General features: G+C 72.9%; 10 protein-coding genes. 3 read left to right on the top strand and 7 right to left on the bottom strand.

Annotated features, from left to right (window positions below):
- Positions 1–61 precede the first annotated feature (61 nt).
- The 3 genes from BM076_RS08515 to BM076_RS08505 all read right to left on the bottom strand — a co-directional run bounded on the left by BM076_RS08515 (position 62) and on the right by BM076_RS08505 (position 3414).
- Positions 62–1390: a D-alanyl-D-alanine carboxypeptidase family protein gene (locus BM076_RS08515; RefSeq protein ID WP_245795863.1), complete on the bottom strand. Its 1329-nt coding sequence runs from the start codon at positions 1388–1390 to the stop codon at positions 62–64.
- Positions 1391–1485: 95 nt separating this feature from the next.
- Complete coding sequence (locus BM076_RS08510) at positions 1486–2364, bottom strand: MBL fold metallo-hydrolase (protein ID WP_093712816.1); 879 nt, start codon at positions 2362–2364, stop codon at positions 1486–1488.
- A 9-nt stretch (positions 2365–2373) separates the two neighbouring features.
- Positions 2374–3414 carry an LLM class flavin-dependent oxidoreductase gene (locus BM076_RS08505; protein ID WP_093712815.1) on the bottom strand — a complete coding sequence of 347 codons (1041 nt, stop codon included), beginning with the start codon at positions 3412–3414 and terminating at the stop codon, positions 2374–2376.
- Between the two features lie 186 nt (positions 3415–3600).
- Here BM076_RS08505 and BM076_RS08500 point away from each other — a divergent pair, with 186 nt between their 5' ends.
- Positions 3601–4905, top strand: a complete 1305-nt coding sequence (locus BM076_RS08500) for a transglycosylase family protein (protein ID WP_093712814.1) — start codon at positions 3601–3603, stop codon at positions 4903–4905.
- Here BM076_RS08500 and BM076_RS08495 read toward each other — a convergent pair.
- The 4 genes from BM076_RS08495 to BM076_RS08480 all read right to left on the bottom strand — a co-directional run bounded on the left by BM076_RS08495 (position 4902) and on the right by BM076_RS08480 (position 10489).
- On the bottom strand, positions 4902–5654 hold the full coding sequence (locus BM076_RS08495) for a phosphatase PAP2 family protein (RefSeq protein WP_245795861.1): 753 nt from the start codon (positions 5652–5654) through the stop codon (positions 4902–4904). The two genes, BM076_RS08500 and BM076_RS08495, sit on opposite strands and share 4 nt — an antisense overlap.
- Before the next feature lie 83 nt (positions 5655–5737).
- Entirely contained in the window at positions 5738–6742 is a 1005-nt protein-coding gene (locus BM076_RS08490) for an aldo/keto reductase family protein (protein WP_093712813.1), read from the bottom strand.
- Between the two features lie 81 nt (positions 6743–6823).
- The gene (locus BM076_RS08485; protein ID WP_245795860.1) at positions 6824–9214 is read right to left on the bottom strand and encodes a discoidin domain-containing protein; all 2391 of its coding nucleotides are present in this window, start codon (positions 9212–9214) and stop codon (positions 6824–6826) included.
- A 594-nt stretch (positions 9215–9808) separates the two neighbouring features.
- Positions 9809–10489, bottom strand: coding sequence for a hypothetical protein (locus tag BM076_RS08480; protein WP_093712811.1), 681 nt, complete (start codon positions 10487–10489; stop codon positions 9809–9811).
- Positions 10490–10891: 402 nt separating this feature from the next.
- On the opposite strand from BM076_RS08480, the gene BM076_RS08475 reads away from it, so the two are divergent.
- Both BM076_RS08475 and BM076_RS08470 read left to right on the top strand, forming a co-directional pair.
- Positions 10892–11533, top strand: a complete 642-nt coding sequence (locus BM076_RS08475) for an LAETG motif-containing sortase-dependent surface protein (protein ID WP_177246379.1) — start codon at positions 10892–10894, stop codon at positions 11531–11533.
- A gap of 360 nt (positions 11534–11893) precedes the next feature.
- A complete protein-coding gene (locus BM076_RS08470; protein WP_093712810.1) occupies positions 11894–14605 on the top strand; it encodes an alpha/beta fold hydrolase in 2712 nt (903 codons plus the stop codon).
- The last annotated feature ends 66 nt before the right edge of the window (positions 14606–14671 follow it).

Raw genomic sequence — 14671 nt, 5'->3', positions numbered from 1 at the left:
CGGCCACGCCCCGGACCGCCTCAGCGGGCCCGGGGCGCGGCCGGCTCGAACCGCCGCGCGCTCAGCGGGACTTGGCCGCCGCCCGGCGGCGCAGCAGCACCACCGAGCCCGCCGCGCCCAGCGCCAGCGCGCCGCCCACGGACCAGGCCAGCGTCGAGGACGAACCCGCCTCCGCCGTGCTCGATTCGCGCGGCCCCGCCGCCGGCTTCGGGTCCTGCTGCGCGTGCTCCCCGGACTGTGCCCGCGCCTGCTGACCGCCCTGTGCCTGCTGCTGGGTACGGGCCGGGGCGTGCGCGGAGGTGGCGCGGTACGCCGTCGTCGCCGCGTTCAGCGTCCCCACCGACGAGGTGCGCCCCGCCGCCGCGAAACCCCAGTCCAGCAGCTCGCCCGCCTCCCGGTAGACCGCCTGCGGCAGCCCCGACTGCGGATTCATCACGGTCGCGATCAGCGTCCGGTCACCGCGCCTGGCCGCGGCGATCAGCGTATTGCCGGCGTTCGTCGTGTAGCCGTTCTTCACCCCGATCACCCCGGGGTAGCGGGTCACCCCGTCCGCCCCGGTCAGCAGCCGGTTGGTGTTCTGGATGCCGAACGACTTCACGAATTTGCCGTGCGCGTCGTAACCGCCGGGGAACTGCGCCTGCGCGGTCGAGACGTACCCCGCGAAGTCCGGCATCGCCAACCCCGCCCGCGCGAAGACCGCCAGGTCGTACGCCGACGACACCTGGCCCGGCATGTCGTAGCCGTCCGGCGACACCACATGGGTGTCGTTCGCGCCCAGCATCCGTGCCTTGGCCTGCATCTGACTGACCGTCAGCGGCACCGAGCCGTTCATGTGCGCCAGTACGTGCACCGCGTCGTTGCCCGAACTCAGGAAGACGCCCCGCCACAGATCCGCCACCGTGTACGTCTGCCGCGCCTGCACCCCGACCAGGCTGCTGCCCGCGCCGATCCCCGCGAGGTCCGCGTCCGTCACCCGGTGCTTCTCGGTCGACGGGAAGCGCGGCAGCACCGTCACCGCGAACAGCGTCTTCAGGGTGCTGGCCGGCGGCAGCTTCCGGTGCGGGTCCTTCGCCGCCAGCACCTGCCCGGTGCGCGCGTCCGACACCGTCCAGGACAGCGCCGACAGGCCCGACGGCAGCCGCGGCACCCCGTCCTTGGGCCGCACCAGCACCCCGTGCCCGGCCATCATCGAGCCGCCCGCGGCCTCGGGCCCCGGGGCGGCCGAGCTGTGGCCACTGTCCCCGGGCGGCGCGGCGGCCAGGGCGGGGGTGACGGTCAGCGCCGCCGCGGCGGCCAGGCAGCAGCCGGCCGCCAGCCCTCTGGCGGCGGCGCCGGCGGCGGTCGGGCGCGGGTGGTCGTGGCAGGACGACGAGGCACGGGAGACGTTCATGCCGTCACCGTAGGAACGCCCGGCGGCGCCGCGCCCGGCAACCTGACCCATAAGGATGAGGGCGCACCGCCATGGGCGTGACGCGGGGGTGACGATCAGTCAGGGACCGGGCCCGCCACGTCCTCGACATGCACCACGAACTCCCCGTATGGATGCGCGCCCGGCCGGCCGCCGATCTCGCGCAGCGCCGCCCGCAGCGCGCGGACCTGCGCGACCGACATCTGGAGCGGCGGTTCGTCGGGCTGATGGGTGGTGCCCCGCGGATAGGACTCGCCCGCGGTGGTCGTCATCTCGATGTGGCAGCCCAGCACATGGGTGACCGGGTGCCGTTCGCAGAAGGCGAGGAGCCGGTCGACGGTGGCGGTGAAGGCGGCGAGGTCGCGGACGTAGAGATGGCCCGGATAGAGGGTGTCGCCGGTGAACAGCAGACCGGTGCGGCGGTCGTGCAGGAGGACGGCGGCCGGTTCGTGGCCCGGGCCCGGCAGCACATCGAGGACGCGGTCGCCGAGGTCGAGGGTGGCGGCGCCGTCCGGCCAGTCGGGCAGGCCGTAGAAGGCGGTGACGGACGCGAGGTCGGGACCGACGACGGTGGTGTGCGGCCGGTCGGCGAACTGCGGGTCGCCCGCGATGTGGTCGCCGTGCCCGTGGGTGTGGGCGACGACCAGGCCGTAGCCCTCGCGGGGGTGCCGGGCGAGCCAGGCGTCGATCGCGGCGTCCACGGTGCGGCGCAGCGGGAAGTGCCGGGGATCGGCGGTGGCGCCGGTGTCGAGCAGGAGGGCGCGCTCGGCGCCGAGCAGCAGGAAGACGAAGGGCGCCTCGAAGTGCACGGACATGTTCTGCCGCAGGATCAGGGTGCTCTCGTCGTACGTGTGCACCTGGATCTCCGGTGCGGGGTCGTGCTTGGCGGACGGCCACCCCGCGTGCCAGCGCACATCGAGGCCGCCGGGGAGGGGCGCGGGGATCGGGTCGCTCATCCGGCGACCCTATCCGGGCCGTTCTCCGGAGGTCTCCGGCCCCCGGGCGATGCCGGTCACCTCGGCGAGCAGCCGGTAGGACTCCAGCAGCTCGGCGCGGTCGTAGGTGCTGGTGGTGACCAGGAATTCATCGGCGGTGCTGCGCCGGAGCAGCGACTCCAGGGACGTGGCGACATCCTCGGGAGTGCCGTGCAGCTGCCCGCTCATCGCCTCGTCGAAGCGGTCGCGCTCGGGCCCCGTCATCGTGCGGGCGAGCGTCTGCCCGTACGGTTCCAGAGCGGGGAAGACGCCGTGGGTGCGCGACCAGGCGGTGGACCACGCCTCGGGGATCAGCAGCCGGCGGGCGTGCTCGCCGCTGTCGGCGACGGCGACGGTGCCGGACAGCACCACGTACGGCTCGGCCGCCCAGGGGGAGGGACGGAAGGCGGCGCGGTAGCGGTCGACGGCGCGCAGCATCGTGTCCTCGCCGCGCACCCCGCCGATGACCAGGGGCAGGCCGTGCGCGGCGGCGAGATCGGCGCCGCTGCCGACGGCCAGCAGGAAGGGCGCCGGGCGCAGACCCTCGGCGGGCCAGGCGTGCACCTGGGGATGGACGCGCTGGGTGCCGGTGAACCAGCCGAGGAGTTCGTCGAGCTGCGTGCCGAACTCCCCGGCGGCGTCCTTGCCGCGGCCCAGCGCCTTGCGGATGCCGTCGGTGAAGCCGACGGACCGGCCCAGACCCATGTCGATCCGCCCGGGGAAGAGCGCTTCGAGGACGCCGAACTGCTCGGCGACGACCAGGGGTTGGTGGTTGGGCAGCATCACGCCGCCGGTGCCGACGCGGATCCGGGAGGTGGCCGAGGCGACGGCGGCGGCGAGCACGGTCGGCGCGGACCCGGCGACACCGGGCACGCTGTGGTGCTCCGAGACCCAGAAACGGTGGTAGCCCAGCTCCTCGGCCCGCCGCGCGAAGGCGACCGTGTCCCGCAGCGCCCGCGGACGGTCCTCGCCGGCCCGGGTGCGGGAGCGGTCCAGGACCGAGAAGGGCGTGTCGCGCAGTACGGAACTCACACCCGTTCCAACGCTCACCGCGCGTGGTCATTCCCGGTACGACGTACGCCCGCGACGGCGACGAACCGAACACTTGTCGTCACCCCTTGTGGCCGAGTATGTGCGGGCCCTATGTTTGGCCCGCCCGGCAATTCGGGCGTACGGCAGCCCAGGCCCCACGGGCCGGTCCTGGAGAGGACTCGCGCTATGCCCTTACGCGGACGTCACCGCCGTTACCGCCCCAGCCGGGTGTCGCAGGCATCCCTCACCGTCACCGCGGGCGGCGCCGGTCTCGCCCTGCCGTTGATCGGGCTGAGCAGCGCGCACGCGGCCTCCGAGAGCACCTGGGACAAGGTCGCCAACTGCGAGTCCTCCGGCAACTGGCAGATCAACACGGGCAACGGGTACTACGGCGGGCTGCAGTTCACCTCCAGCACCTGGAAGTCCTTCGGCGGTACCGCGTACGCCTCGCGCGCCGACCTGGCGACGAAGAACCAGCAGATCGCCGTGGCCGAGAAGGTGCTGCGCAGCCAGGGCCCCGGCGCCTGGCCGGTCTGCTCGGTACGCGCCGGGCTGACGCGTACGGCGGCGTCCGCGTCGCACAAGGTGGAGGTGCCGCCTGCCAAGGTGCGGACCGTCTCCGACCACGCGAAGAAGACCCCGGCGAAGGCCCCCGCGAAGACGCAGGCGAAGGCCGCGTCGCAGACCGCGCGGAAGACGGTGCGGCCGGCGCAGTCGCACCCCAAGCAGGCCCCGGGCAAGGACCGTTACACGGTGGTGTCGGGCGACACGCTCTCCGGTATCGCCGACGAGCACCACGTCGGCGGCGGCTGGCCCCGGCTGTACGCCGACAACCGCTCGGTCGTCGGCGACGACCCGGACTTGATCTTCCCCGGCCAGCGGCTCGACCTGCACACCCCGGTCGCGGAGCCGCAGCACAAGACCGGGCCCGGGGCCCGCGCGACCACGCACCCCAAGGCGCAGCCGAAGGCGGCGCCCAAGGCCGCGCCGAAGAAGTCGGCGGCGCCCGCGGGCACCAAGACGCTGGACCGTACGGTCAAGCACACCTCGACGCCGCACCACACCACGGCCCCGGTGCACCACAGCTCCTCGTACACGCTGCCGGTGCACGCGCCGATCGGTACGCCGTACCACGCCTCGGGCTCCAGCTGGGCCAGCGGTTACCACACGGGTGTGGACTTCCTGGTCGGCACCGGTACGAGCGTGAAGTCGGTCGCGGACGGCACTGTGGTGACGGCCGGCTGGGGCGGCTCGTACGGCTACCAGGTCGTGATCCGGCACGCCGACGGCGACTACAGCCAGTACGGCCATCTGTCGCAGATCTCCGTCAAGGCCGGGCAGAAGGTCAACTCCGGCCAGCGGATCGGCCGTTCGGGCTCGACCGGGAACGCCACCGGGCCGCATCTGCACTTCGAGATCAGGACCGGCCCCGACTACGGCGACGACATCGACCCGCTGCACTACCTGCGGGCGCACGGCGTGTCCGTCTAGCCGGCGGAATCATCCGGCGGGCCGGATGCGGCGGGGCCCCGGCCGGCCGCGAACGCCGTGAGCGGCGGCAGTGCCGCTCCGAGCCAGCAGGCGGCGAGCAGCCAGCCGCCGAGCACGTCGGTCGGCCAGTGCACGCCCAGATAGACCCGGGTACAGCCGACCGCGAGGGCGACGAGCGCGCACCCGGCGGCGAGCAGTCGCCCGGTGCGGCCCGGCCGCCACCGCAGCAGACCCCAGGCCAGCAGCCCGGCGGCCATGGCGCTGGACGCGGTGTGCCCGGACGGGAAGGAATGCCCCGAGACATGGGTCGCCCAGTCCGCGGCGGGCGGCCTGGCGCGGCGGAAGGCCGCCATCAGCCCGGTGCGTACCGCCTGGCCGGCCAGCAGGACCACGAGTGCGAGCAGCGCGGTGGGCAGGCCGCGCCCGGTGCGCAGCGCGCCGCGTGCCGTGCTGCCGCCGCCCGCGAGCCAGCCGCCCAGTACGGCGGCGAGATACGGGAAGGGCCCGGTGCCGAGCGCGGTGACGGTACGGGCCGCGGTTGCCATGGTGTGCGGGCGGTGCGCGACCGACCAGCGGTGCGGCCCGGTGTCCGGTCCGTACGGTGTGCCGTGCCGGGCCAGCACCAGCCAGGCGAGCAGCGCGAAGGCGACGGCGCATCCGGCGGGGAGCGCGAGCCACCGTGCCGGGCTCGGCGCGGGGCCGCGCGAAGGGCCCGCCGGGCCGGTCGCGTCGGATTCGTCTACAGGCACGTAGACATACTGTACGCGGTGGCCGGGCGGGCCCGGGTGACGCCGCGGTGTCCGCGACCGGGGAGGCGGACCCGAGGCGCGCGTTACGGCCGCTTGGCGGGCGCGTTCTGCGCGGTCTTCAGCGGGTCGGTCACGGCGACCGGCTCCAGGATCGCGTTCATCTTCGCCAGCAGGCCGGCGTCGAGCGTCACACCCGCCGCCCGGACGTTCTCCGCGACCTGCTCGGGGCGGGACGCGCCGACGATCGCCGCGGACACGTTCGGATTCTGCAGCACCCAGGCGACGGCGAGCTGAGCCAGCGTCAGACCGGCGTCGGCGGCCAGCGGGTGGAGCTGCTGGACGCGCTCCAGCACCTCGTCGCTCATCCAGCGGCCGATCATGTCCGCACCGCCCTTGTCGTCGGTGGCGCGCGAACCGGCGGGCGGTTGCTGCCCCGGTACGTACTTGCCGGTCAGCACACCCTGCGCGATCGGCGAGAAGACGATCTGCCCGATGCCCAACTCCTCGCACGCGGGCACCACTTGGGCCTCGATGACACGGTAGAGCGCCGAATACTGCGGCTGGCTGGAGACCAGCGGCACCCGCAGCTCGCGGGCCAGCGCGTGACCGCGCCGGATCTGGTCCGCGGTCCACTCCGAGACGCCGATGTAGTGCGCCTTGCCCGAGTGCACGACATCGGCGAACGCCTCCATCGTCTCCTCCAGCGGCGTCTGCGTGTCGTAGCGGTGAGCCTGGTAGAGGTCGACGTAGTCGGTCTGCAGCCGCCGCAGCGAGCCGTCGATCGACTCCATGATGTGCTTGCGCGACAGTCCGCGGTCGTTGCGGCCGGGGCCGGTCGGCCAGTACACCTTCGTCAGGATCTCCAGGCCCTCGCGGCGCTCGCCCTTCAGCGCCCGGCCGAGCACCGACTCGGCACGCGTGCCCGCGTACACGTCGGCGGTGTCGAAGGTGGTGATCCCGGCGTCCAGGGCGGCCCGCACACAGGCGGTGGCCGCGTCCTCCTCCACCTGGGAACCGTGGGTGAGCCAGTTTCCGTAAGCGATTTCGCTGATGACCAGGCCGCTGCGGCCGAGATGACGGTATTCCATGGGACGACTGTAGATCCGTTGCCCCGGGTCCGGTGTCCGGGCCCGGGGCAACGGGGTAATCGGTCGGCGCTCAGGAGGCGCTCAGGAGGCGTATGCCTCCAGCTCCGAGAGCTGGCCGGCCGGCCAGCCGGTGTTGCCGGTGAAGGTGAGCCGCAGATAGCGGGCGGTGGTCGGGGTGAAGGTGACGGTCGCGGTGTCGGTGCCGAGGGTGAAGGTGTACCCCGCGGACGCCTTGAGTGTGCTGTACGAGCTGTTGTCGGTGGAGCCGAGGACACTCAGCGTCTCGGTACGGGTGCCCCAGTTCGTCGGCAGCTTCAGCACCAGCCGGCCGACGGTCTTGGCCGCGCCGAGGTCGACGGTCAGGGACTGCGGGAAGGCGCTGTTGGTGCTCTCCCAGTAGGTGTTGACATTGCCGTCCACGGTGTTGCCCGCGACGTAGACATCGGCGTGACCGGTGTCCGAGGCCGCGTGTCCCTGGGCGAGGTTCGGGTTGGCCGGCGGCGTCGTGGGAGGTGTGGTCGGCGGGGTCGTCGGGGGAGTGGTGGGCGGAGTCGTCGGCGGCGTGGTGGGAGGCGTGGTCGGCGGGGTCGTGGTGCTGCCGCCACCGCCGGTGGGCACACCGCCGTTGGTCCACACCGGAGTCGGCCAGGTGCCGGTGCAGGTCTGGCCGGTGAGGCCGGAGTTGCCGCCGCCGTCGATGATGTTCAGCGCGGTGCCGACGCAGTTGTGGATCGGCGTCGCGGACTGCGCGATGTTCTTCGCCTTCACATTGATGAAGGTCAGATCGGCCGCAGCCTGCGCCTGGATGGCGTACGTGCCCGCGCCGTCGATGTTGATGTTCTTGAAGGTGGCGCCGGTGACACCGGACTCGATGGACTGGATCGCCTCGTAGGAGCTGTCCAGGATGTCGGTGTCACTGATCTGGATGTTGGCGTCGACCTTGCCCTGGAGCCCGTCGAACCAGATCGCGCCGACGCCGAACTGCCAGTTGTAGTCGCTGTTCCCGGTTCTGATCAGGGTGTTGCGGGCCGCCGTGATCGTGCCGGAAACCCCGTTGGGGCCACCGCCGTTGACGCCCGGGTACCGGTTGGCGATGTGCAGACCGCCGCCGTTGGTGATGGTGTCCGCCATGACGTTGTCGGACAGATTGAAGTCCTTGCCGCCGTACGTGACGATGTTGTTCGCCAGGATCGGCAGCACCACCGTGTTGTGGTCGAAGCTGTCGCTCACGTTCGGCGCCTTCTCCGGCCAGGACGCCAGACCGTCGTCACCGACATTGCGCACAAAGGTGTTGGTGACCGTGGAGTTGGTGACACCGGAGTGGAAGTTCACGCCGTCTGCGGTGGTGTCCAGGATGCGGCTGTTCTTGATGGTGAAGTGGTCCATCGGACCGTCCATCCAGGCGCCGACCTTGACGTGCTGGATCCACAGGTCGTCGATGGTCGAGTTCGACATGGCGCCGCCGATGCCGTTGACCTGGTCGTCGTCCACCCGCTCCTGGATGTCGCCGATGATCGCGAAGTCCTTGAGCGTGACATTCTGGCTCGGCCCGCCGGCCTCCTGCGGCCGGATCGCGCCGCCGTAGCCGCCGCCCGCCACGTACTTGCCGTAGAAGCCGGCCGCCCGGTTGCGCTGCACGGGGTCGCGCCCGCCGAAGACGGTGTACCAGGGGCCCGCGCCCTGGACGGTCACGCCGTCCACGATCACATGGTCGTAGAGCGTGTACGTGCCCTGCGGAACGTATACGACCTTGTGCTGCGCCTGACCGGCGTTGACGGCCGCCTGCATCTTGGCCGTGGAGTCGGTCGCGCCGGTCGGGTCCACGCCGTAGTCGGTCACCGCGTTGATCGAGCCCGAGGGCTGACCGATCGCCCCCGCCACCTGCTCGAAGTCCGCCAGGTCGATGGTGAACGACGGGGACTGCGCGGTCGAGGTGACCTGCACCCGGATCTTGGTGCCGATCGGGTACGTGGCCGGGAACATCGTCCGGGCCTCGTCGTAGAAGTGGTGCGGGTTGCTGTCGCCCGGGTTGTTGTTGAACGGGTAACCGCCGTAGTACCAGCTGTACTTCGACGTCACCGGCAGCGTCTTCACCGACGAGCCGTTGACCTGGACGTCAAGCGACGCGTCCCGGCCCTTGCCGTCGGAGGTGTCCGGCAGGCTGTACCGCAGCGACATCGCGTTCGCGGGCGCGGTCAGCGTGAACTCCACGTACTGGCCGACCGAGTTGAGCGTGACGGCCTGGCGGCCGGACGCCTCGGACGGCAGGTGGCCGTAGTAGCGGTCGGGGCCGATCAGCGAGCCGTTGGTGTTCGCGTACTCGGCCTCCAGCTCCTTGAACGGCACGTTCGCGCCGCGGCCCGCTATGCCGACCGGCGACGGCGCGGGCACGCCCGCCGCGTGCGCGGCGGGTGCGCCCGCCAGGGTCACGGCGGTCAGCGCGGCCGCCGCGGCCACGGCGAACGACAGCACCGCGGCGGCTCCGCGCCGGCCGAATCCGGGGCTTCGTAGGGGTCTTGGCTGATGACTCTGCGATGCGGGTGAGGGTGACACAGGCACTCGTCCTTGCGGGTCGGGGGGAGGGGGACGCCTGGCCAGGCGTGGAGAGACTACGAGGAGGGTTGCAGTAAGTCCATGAGTCGGTGCAAAAAAACGATGGGGGTTCGCAATATTCACGACACCTCCTCGTCATCGGGGCACCCGATCCCCGCAATTCCCGCTGCGCTCAGCTTCCCCCGGGTGCCCTCCCGGAGTACGGCCCCTCTCCCGCGGAGTGCGGTGCCCTTCTCCTGCGGAGTGCGGTACGTGATCCCCTGTCGGGGGTGCCTGATGTCTCCTGCGGAGTGCGGTAACCCTCAGGGGCGCGGGGAACTGCGCGGCCCGCCCCCACCGGCCGGTGGTCGCAAAACAACAGCGTCTGCCCCGCTGGGGGCGGTTCTTTGTCTGAACGCGTGCGTGGGCTGAGCGCGCAGTTCCCCGCGCCCCTATGGGGCGCCGTTGGGCGCACGGTGCGCCGGGGCGGAGGTGGAGGGTAAGTCGGCTGATCCTGACCCGGCCGGTGGCCGGTCAGGCTTTTCTGCGCGGCGAGACCAGGAGGAAAGGGCGGCCGGCGCGGTCGCGGTGCCTGGTGCACTGCCAGCCGCGCGCCTCCAGCAGGACTGCGCACCGCGCGAGCGACCCGGCCGCGGCCCCGGCCGATTCCGCGCCGCGCCAGGACACTTCGGCGGCGCCCTGCTGACCGGACAGGGCGACGGCGTATCCGCTCGCGTCCGGGCCGCCGCCCGGCGGACAGCCCGCCGCCTCCAGGGCCAGCGCCACCGCGTGCACCAGCCGTTCCCGCTCCCACGGCGCGGGCACGTCCGTCACCCCGTCGAGCAGCACCGCCCGGATCCCGATCAGCCCCTCCCACGCGGCGGCCACCTCGGCCGTACGCCCGGGTCCGCGGTCGGCCGCCGCCGTACCCGTACCGTCGTCGGCGGTGAAGGCCCCGCCAGGGGCGGCGGGAGCGGCGGGCGGTGACGCTTCGTCCGCCGCCTGCCGGGCCGCCCCGGCCGCCGCGAGCGCGGCCCGCTGCCGCAGCCCTTCCTCGGACAGGTAGTAGCCGTGATGGCCACTGCGGCCGTGCCGCACCGCGAGCCCGGCCGTGGCCAGCGCGGCGCAGACGTCCGCGCGGGCCGACAGCCGCCCGGTCGCCGGATCGGAACCGGTGACGGCCTTGCGCTGAGCGGCGGTCAACGTCCTCGTCATGCGCCCGGCCTCCTTCCGCGGTCCGCCCGTCGCCGGTCCTCCGGACCGTTCACCTCGTGCTTCCCGCACCGTACCGCCCGCCACCGACACACCCGCGCGCCCGGCGCGGCCCGGGCGCCCGAGCCGCCGTACGGCACGAGGACCCGCTGGGGGCCGCGACACCGCCGTCCGGCGCCGCGCCGTGCCACCGGACGGCACCCGCATCCCGGTCCGCCAGAGCCCGGAAGATCGATTCCGGTGATCGACTCCCGGGAATTGCAGGTGAATTGATACGGCCGCCGTAATGGCGGGGGCCGGTGCCGGGCCGGAATTCGGTGGGGTGTAAGGTCCCGGTCCCGCGCTATTGGCGGTCGGGGGGCGTTGCCACGGACTCACGAACACGGGGAAATTCAAGGAGGATTCATGCAGATGACGCGCCAGGGCCGCAGGCGCTCGGGTGTCATAGCGGGGGCCGGAATGGCGGCCCTCATCGGGTCGGCCGTACTGGCCGCTCCCGCGTCGGCGCACAACAGCGACTGGTCGGTGACCTGCTCCTCGGTCTCCGTGCACCTCACCGCGTACAACGGCCGCGTCACCAACTCGGTGACCCTCTCGGTCGACGGCGGAGCGGTGCTGACCCAGCAGAACTCGTTCGGCGACCACTTCGACTTCACGGGCGCGCTGCCCGAGCACACCGCGGCGATCAAGGTGCACCTGGTCGTGACCGCGGGCGACGGCAAGCAGTACAGCCGGGACGAGTACAAGACGTCCGAGCCGTGCGAGAAGCCGCCGACCACGCCGCCGACGACGCCTTCCACGCCGCCGCCGACCACCCCGGCCACGCCGACCACCTCGGCCCCCACCACCACGCCGCCCACCACCCCGGCGACGACGCCCACCACCAACGCCCCGGTGGTGCAGGCCAGTACGTCACCGGCCTCCGGCGACCTGGCCGAGACCGGCAGCTCCAGCGCCACGCCGATGATCGCGGGCATCGCCGCGGCCGTCGTCGCGGCGGGCGCCGGCCTGCTCCTCCTCAACCGCAGGCGCGGCACGCACCGCTGAGCCCGGCTCACCCGCCCGGGTCCGCGCGGATCACGTCCGCGCGGACCCGGGCGCGGTATTTCCACGGCATCTCCTGCCGCCGCCGGCCGCCGGCGGATCGAGGCACCCCGTACGGGCTCTCGCACAGTCCCCGCCCCGCCGGACCACGCTATTGCCGAGCAAATGCCGATATCCGGGAGAACGCGGCATGAAGCCCGCGGGAAATTCTCCGGCCCGCACCCGCGCAGCCGCACGAGCGCCGAATGCGACGCACGCACAATCGCGGAAGTCAAGACGCGTGACAGGCCCGGATTATGGGAAATCCCGGAGAAAGCGCCGCCCCTGCCCCGGCCCGGCCGCCGGCCCGCCTAGGATCGAAGGATGGATCTTCGATGGCCGCGGCGCAGACGGTGGTTCGCCGCAGCGGGCGCGCTCGCGGTGCTGGTGGCGGGCGGTGTCGCGGTCGGTACGGCGACGGCGGCCGGTGGCGGCGGCACGGTGCGCCGCAGTGACGCGATGCTCGACGGAGCCGGCGGCGTACGCCTGGACACCTCGTACTTCACCGCCGGGGGACCGGGACGTCGGCCCGCGGTGCTGCTCGGCCACGGCTTCGGCGGCAGCAAGGACGATGTGCGCGGCCAGGCCGAGGCGCTGGCCCGGCGCGGCTATGCCGTCCTGACCTGGTCCGCGCGCGGCTTCGGCCACTCCACCGGCCGCATTGGGCTGAACGCGCCGGACGGCGAGGTCGCCGACGTGCGCGGGCTCGTCGACTGGCTGGCGCGGCGGCCCGAAGTGCTGCTGGACGCGCCCGGCGACCCGCGGGTCGGCATCAGCGGCGTTTCGTACGGCGGCGCGATCTCACTGCTCGCCGCCGGATACGACCCGCGGATCGACGCGATCGCACCGCGGATGACGTACTGGAATCTGAGCGACGCGCTCTTCCCGAGCGATGTGTACAAGAAGCTGTGGTCCGGGATCTTCTTCTCCAGCGGCTCGGCCCCGCTGGGCGCCGAGACGGGCGATGGCGGCACGTCGGCCGGTGAACTGCCGCCGGGCGCGGGGAAGTCGGCGGGCGACCCGCTGTGCGGGCGTTTCGAACCGTCCGTCTGCGCCCTCTACCAGCGCGTGGCGCAGGCCGGGAAGCCGGACGCGGCGGCCCGCGCGACGCTCACCGCGCTCAGCCCGTCCGCGGTGGCGTCCCGGATCAAGGTCCCCGCGCTGATCGTGCAGGGCCAGACCGACTCGCTGTTCACGCTCGCCCAGTCCGACGCCATGGCCAAGGCCATCAAGGCCAACGGCGCGCCCGTCGCCGTCGACTGGATCGCCGGCGGCCACGACGGCGGCCCGACCGAGGACGGCCGGATCGACAAGCGCGTGACGGCCTGGTTCGACCACTATCTGAAGAAGCAGACGTCCAAGAGCACCGGACCCGCCTTCCGGGTCACCCGTACCGGCGGCCTCAACTCCACCGACGGCAGCGTCACCCTGCGCGGCGCGAGCGGCCCGGCCTATCCGGGACTCGACGGTTCCGGCAGCCGCAAGGTCGCGCTGGCCGGGCCGCCGCAGCGGATCAGCAATCCGGCCGGCGGCGCCCCGCCGGCGATCTCCGCGGTGCCGGGACTCGGCTCGCTCACCCAGCTCTCGTCGGTCGGCGCGAGCCTGGCGCTGGACTTCCCCGGCCAGATCGCCGTCTTCCAGTCCGCGCCGCTGAAGGGCGGCACCCAGCTCACCGGCGCCCCGTCGGTCGAGGTGAAGGTCGCCACCGACGCGCCCGACGCGGTGCTCTTCGCGAAGCTCTACGACGTGACGCCCGGCGGCAAACAGACGCTGCCCGCCTCGCTGGCCGCGCCCGTGCGGATCGCCGGTTCACCGCGGGGCACCACCGTCCGGGTCCAACTGCCCGCCGTCGACCACGAATTCGCCTCCGGGCACCGGCTGCGGGTGGTGCTGTCCACCACGGACCTCGGCTACGCCTCACCGGCCGCGCCCGCGGCCCTGACCGTCTCGCTGGCGTCGCCGACGCTCACCCTGCCCACCGACGCGGGGCTGAGCGCCGACGCCGCCGCGATCGCCCGCTGGGCGTGGCTGCTGCCGCTGCTGGCGCTCGCGGTGGCCGCCGCCCTGCTGCTCACCGGCCGCCGCCGGGTCCGCCCGCGTCCCGCCGACCCGGCGCTCGCCGCCGTCCCGTTGCAGATCACCGGCCTCAGCAAGCGGTACGCGAAATCCGCCGACCAGTACGCGGTGCGGGACCTGTCCTTCCGTGTTGAGCGGGGCCAGGTGCTCGGTCTGCTCGGGCCGAACGGCGCCGGCAAGACCACCACCTTGCGGATGCTGATGGGCCTGATCCGCCCCGACGAGGGCGAGATCCGGGTGTTCGGCGAGGCGGTGCGGCCCGGGGCGCCGGTGCTGTCCAGGGTCGGCGCCTTCGTGGAGGGCGCCGGCTTCCTACCGCATCTGTCCGGCCGCGCCAACCTCGACCTGTACTGGCAGGCCACCGGGCGCCCCGCCGAGGACGCCCATCTGGAGGAGGCGCTGGAGATCGCCGGGCTCGGCGACGCGCTGCAACGCGCGGTGCGCACCTACTCCCAGGGCATGCGGCAGCGGCTGGCCATCGCGCAGGCCATGCTCGGCCTGCCCGATCTGCTGATCCTCGACGAACCGACCAACGGCCTCGACCCGCCGCAGATCCGCGAGATGCGCGAGGTGCTGATCCGGTACGCCGAGGGCGGCCGTACCGTCATCGTCTCCAGCCATCTGCTCGCCGAGGTCGAGCAGAGCTGTTCGCATCTGGTGGTCATGGACCGCGGACGGCTGGTCACCGCGGGCCCCGTCGCCGACATCGTCGGCTCGGCGGACACCGTGCTGGTCGGCGTCGGGGGCGAGGTGCCGCAGAGCGTGGTGGAGAAGGTCGCCGCGCTGCCCGGTGTCGCCACCGCGGTCCGCGAGGAGGACGGTCTGCTGGCCGTGCTCGACGGCCTGACCGCCGCGCAATTCGTGGCCGAACTCGTCCGTCTCGACGTGCCGGTGGACCGGGTGGGCCCGCACCGCCGCCTGGAGGACGCCTTCCTGACCCTGATCGGAGGCTCCTCGTGAGCGCCGCACCCGCCACGCCCGTACCCGCCCCGGGAGCGCCGGGCGACGCCCCCGGCCGAGCCACCG

It is taken from the genome of Actinacidiphila alni, from assembly GCF_900112845.1.
GTDB classification, from domain to species: Bacteria; Actinomycetota; Actinomycetes; order Streptomycetales; family Streptomycetaceae; genus Actinacidiphila; species Actinacidiphila alni.
The sequence above is the reverse complement of the archived record's forward strand: the minus strand, read 5'-3'. Positions and strand labels throughout refer to the sequence as shown.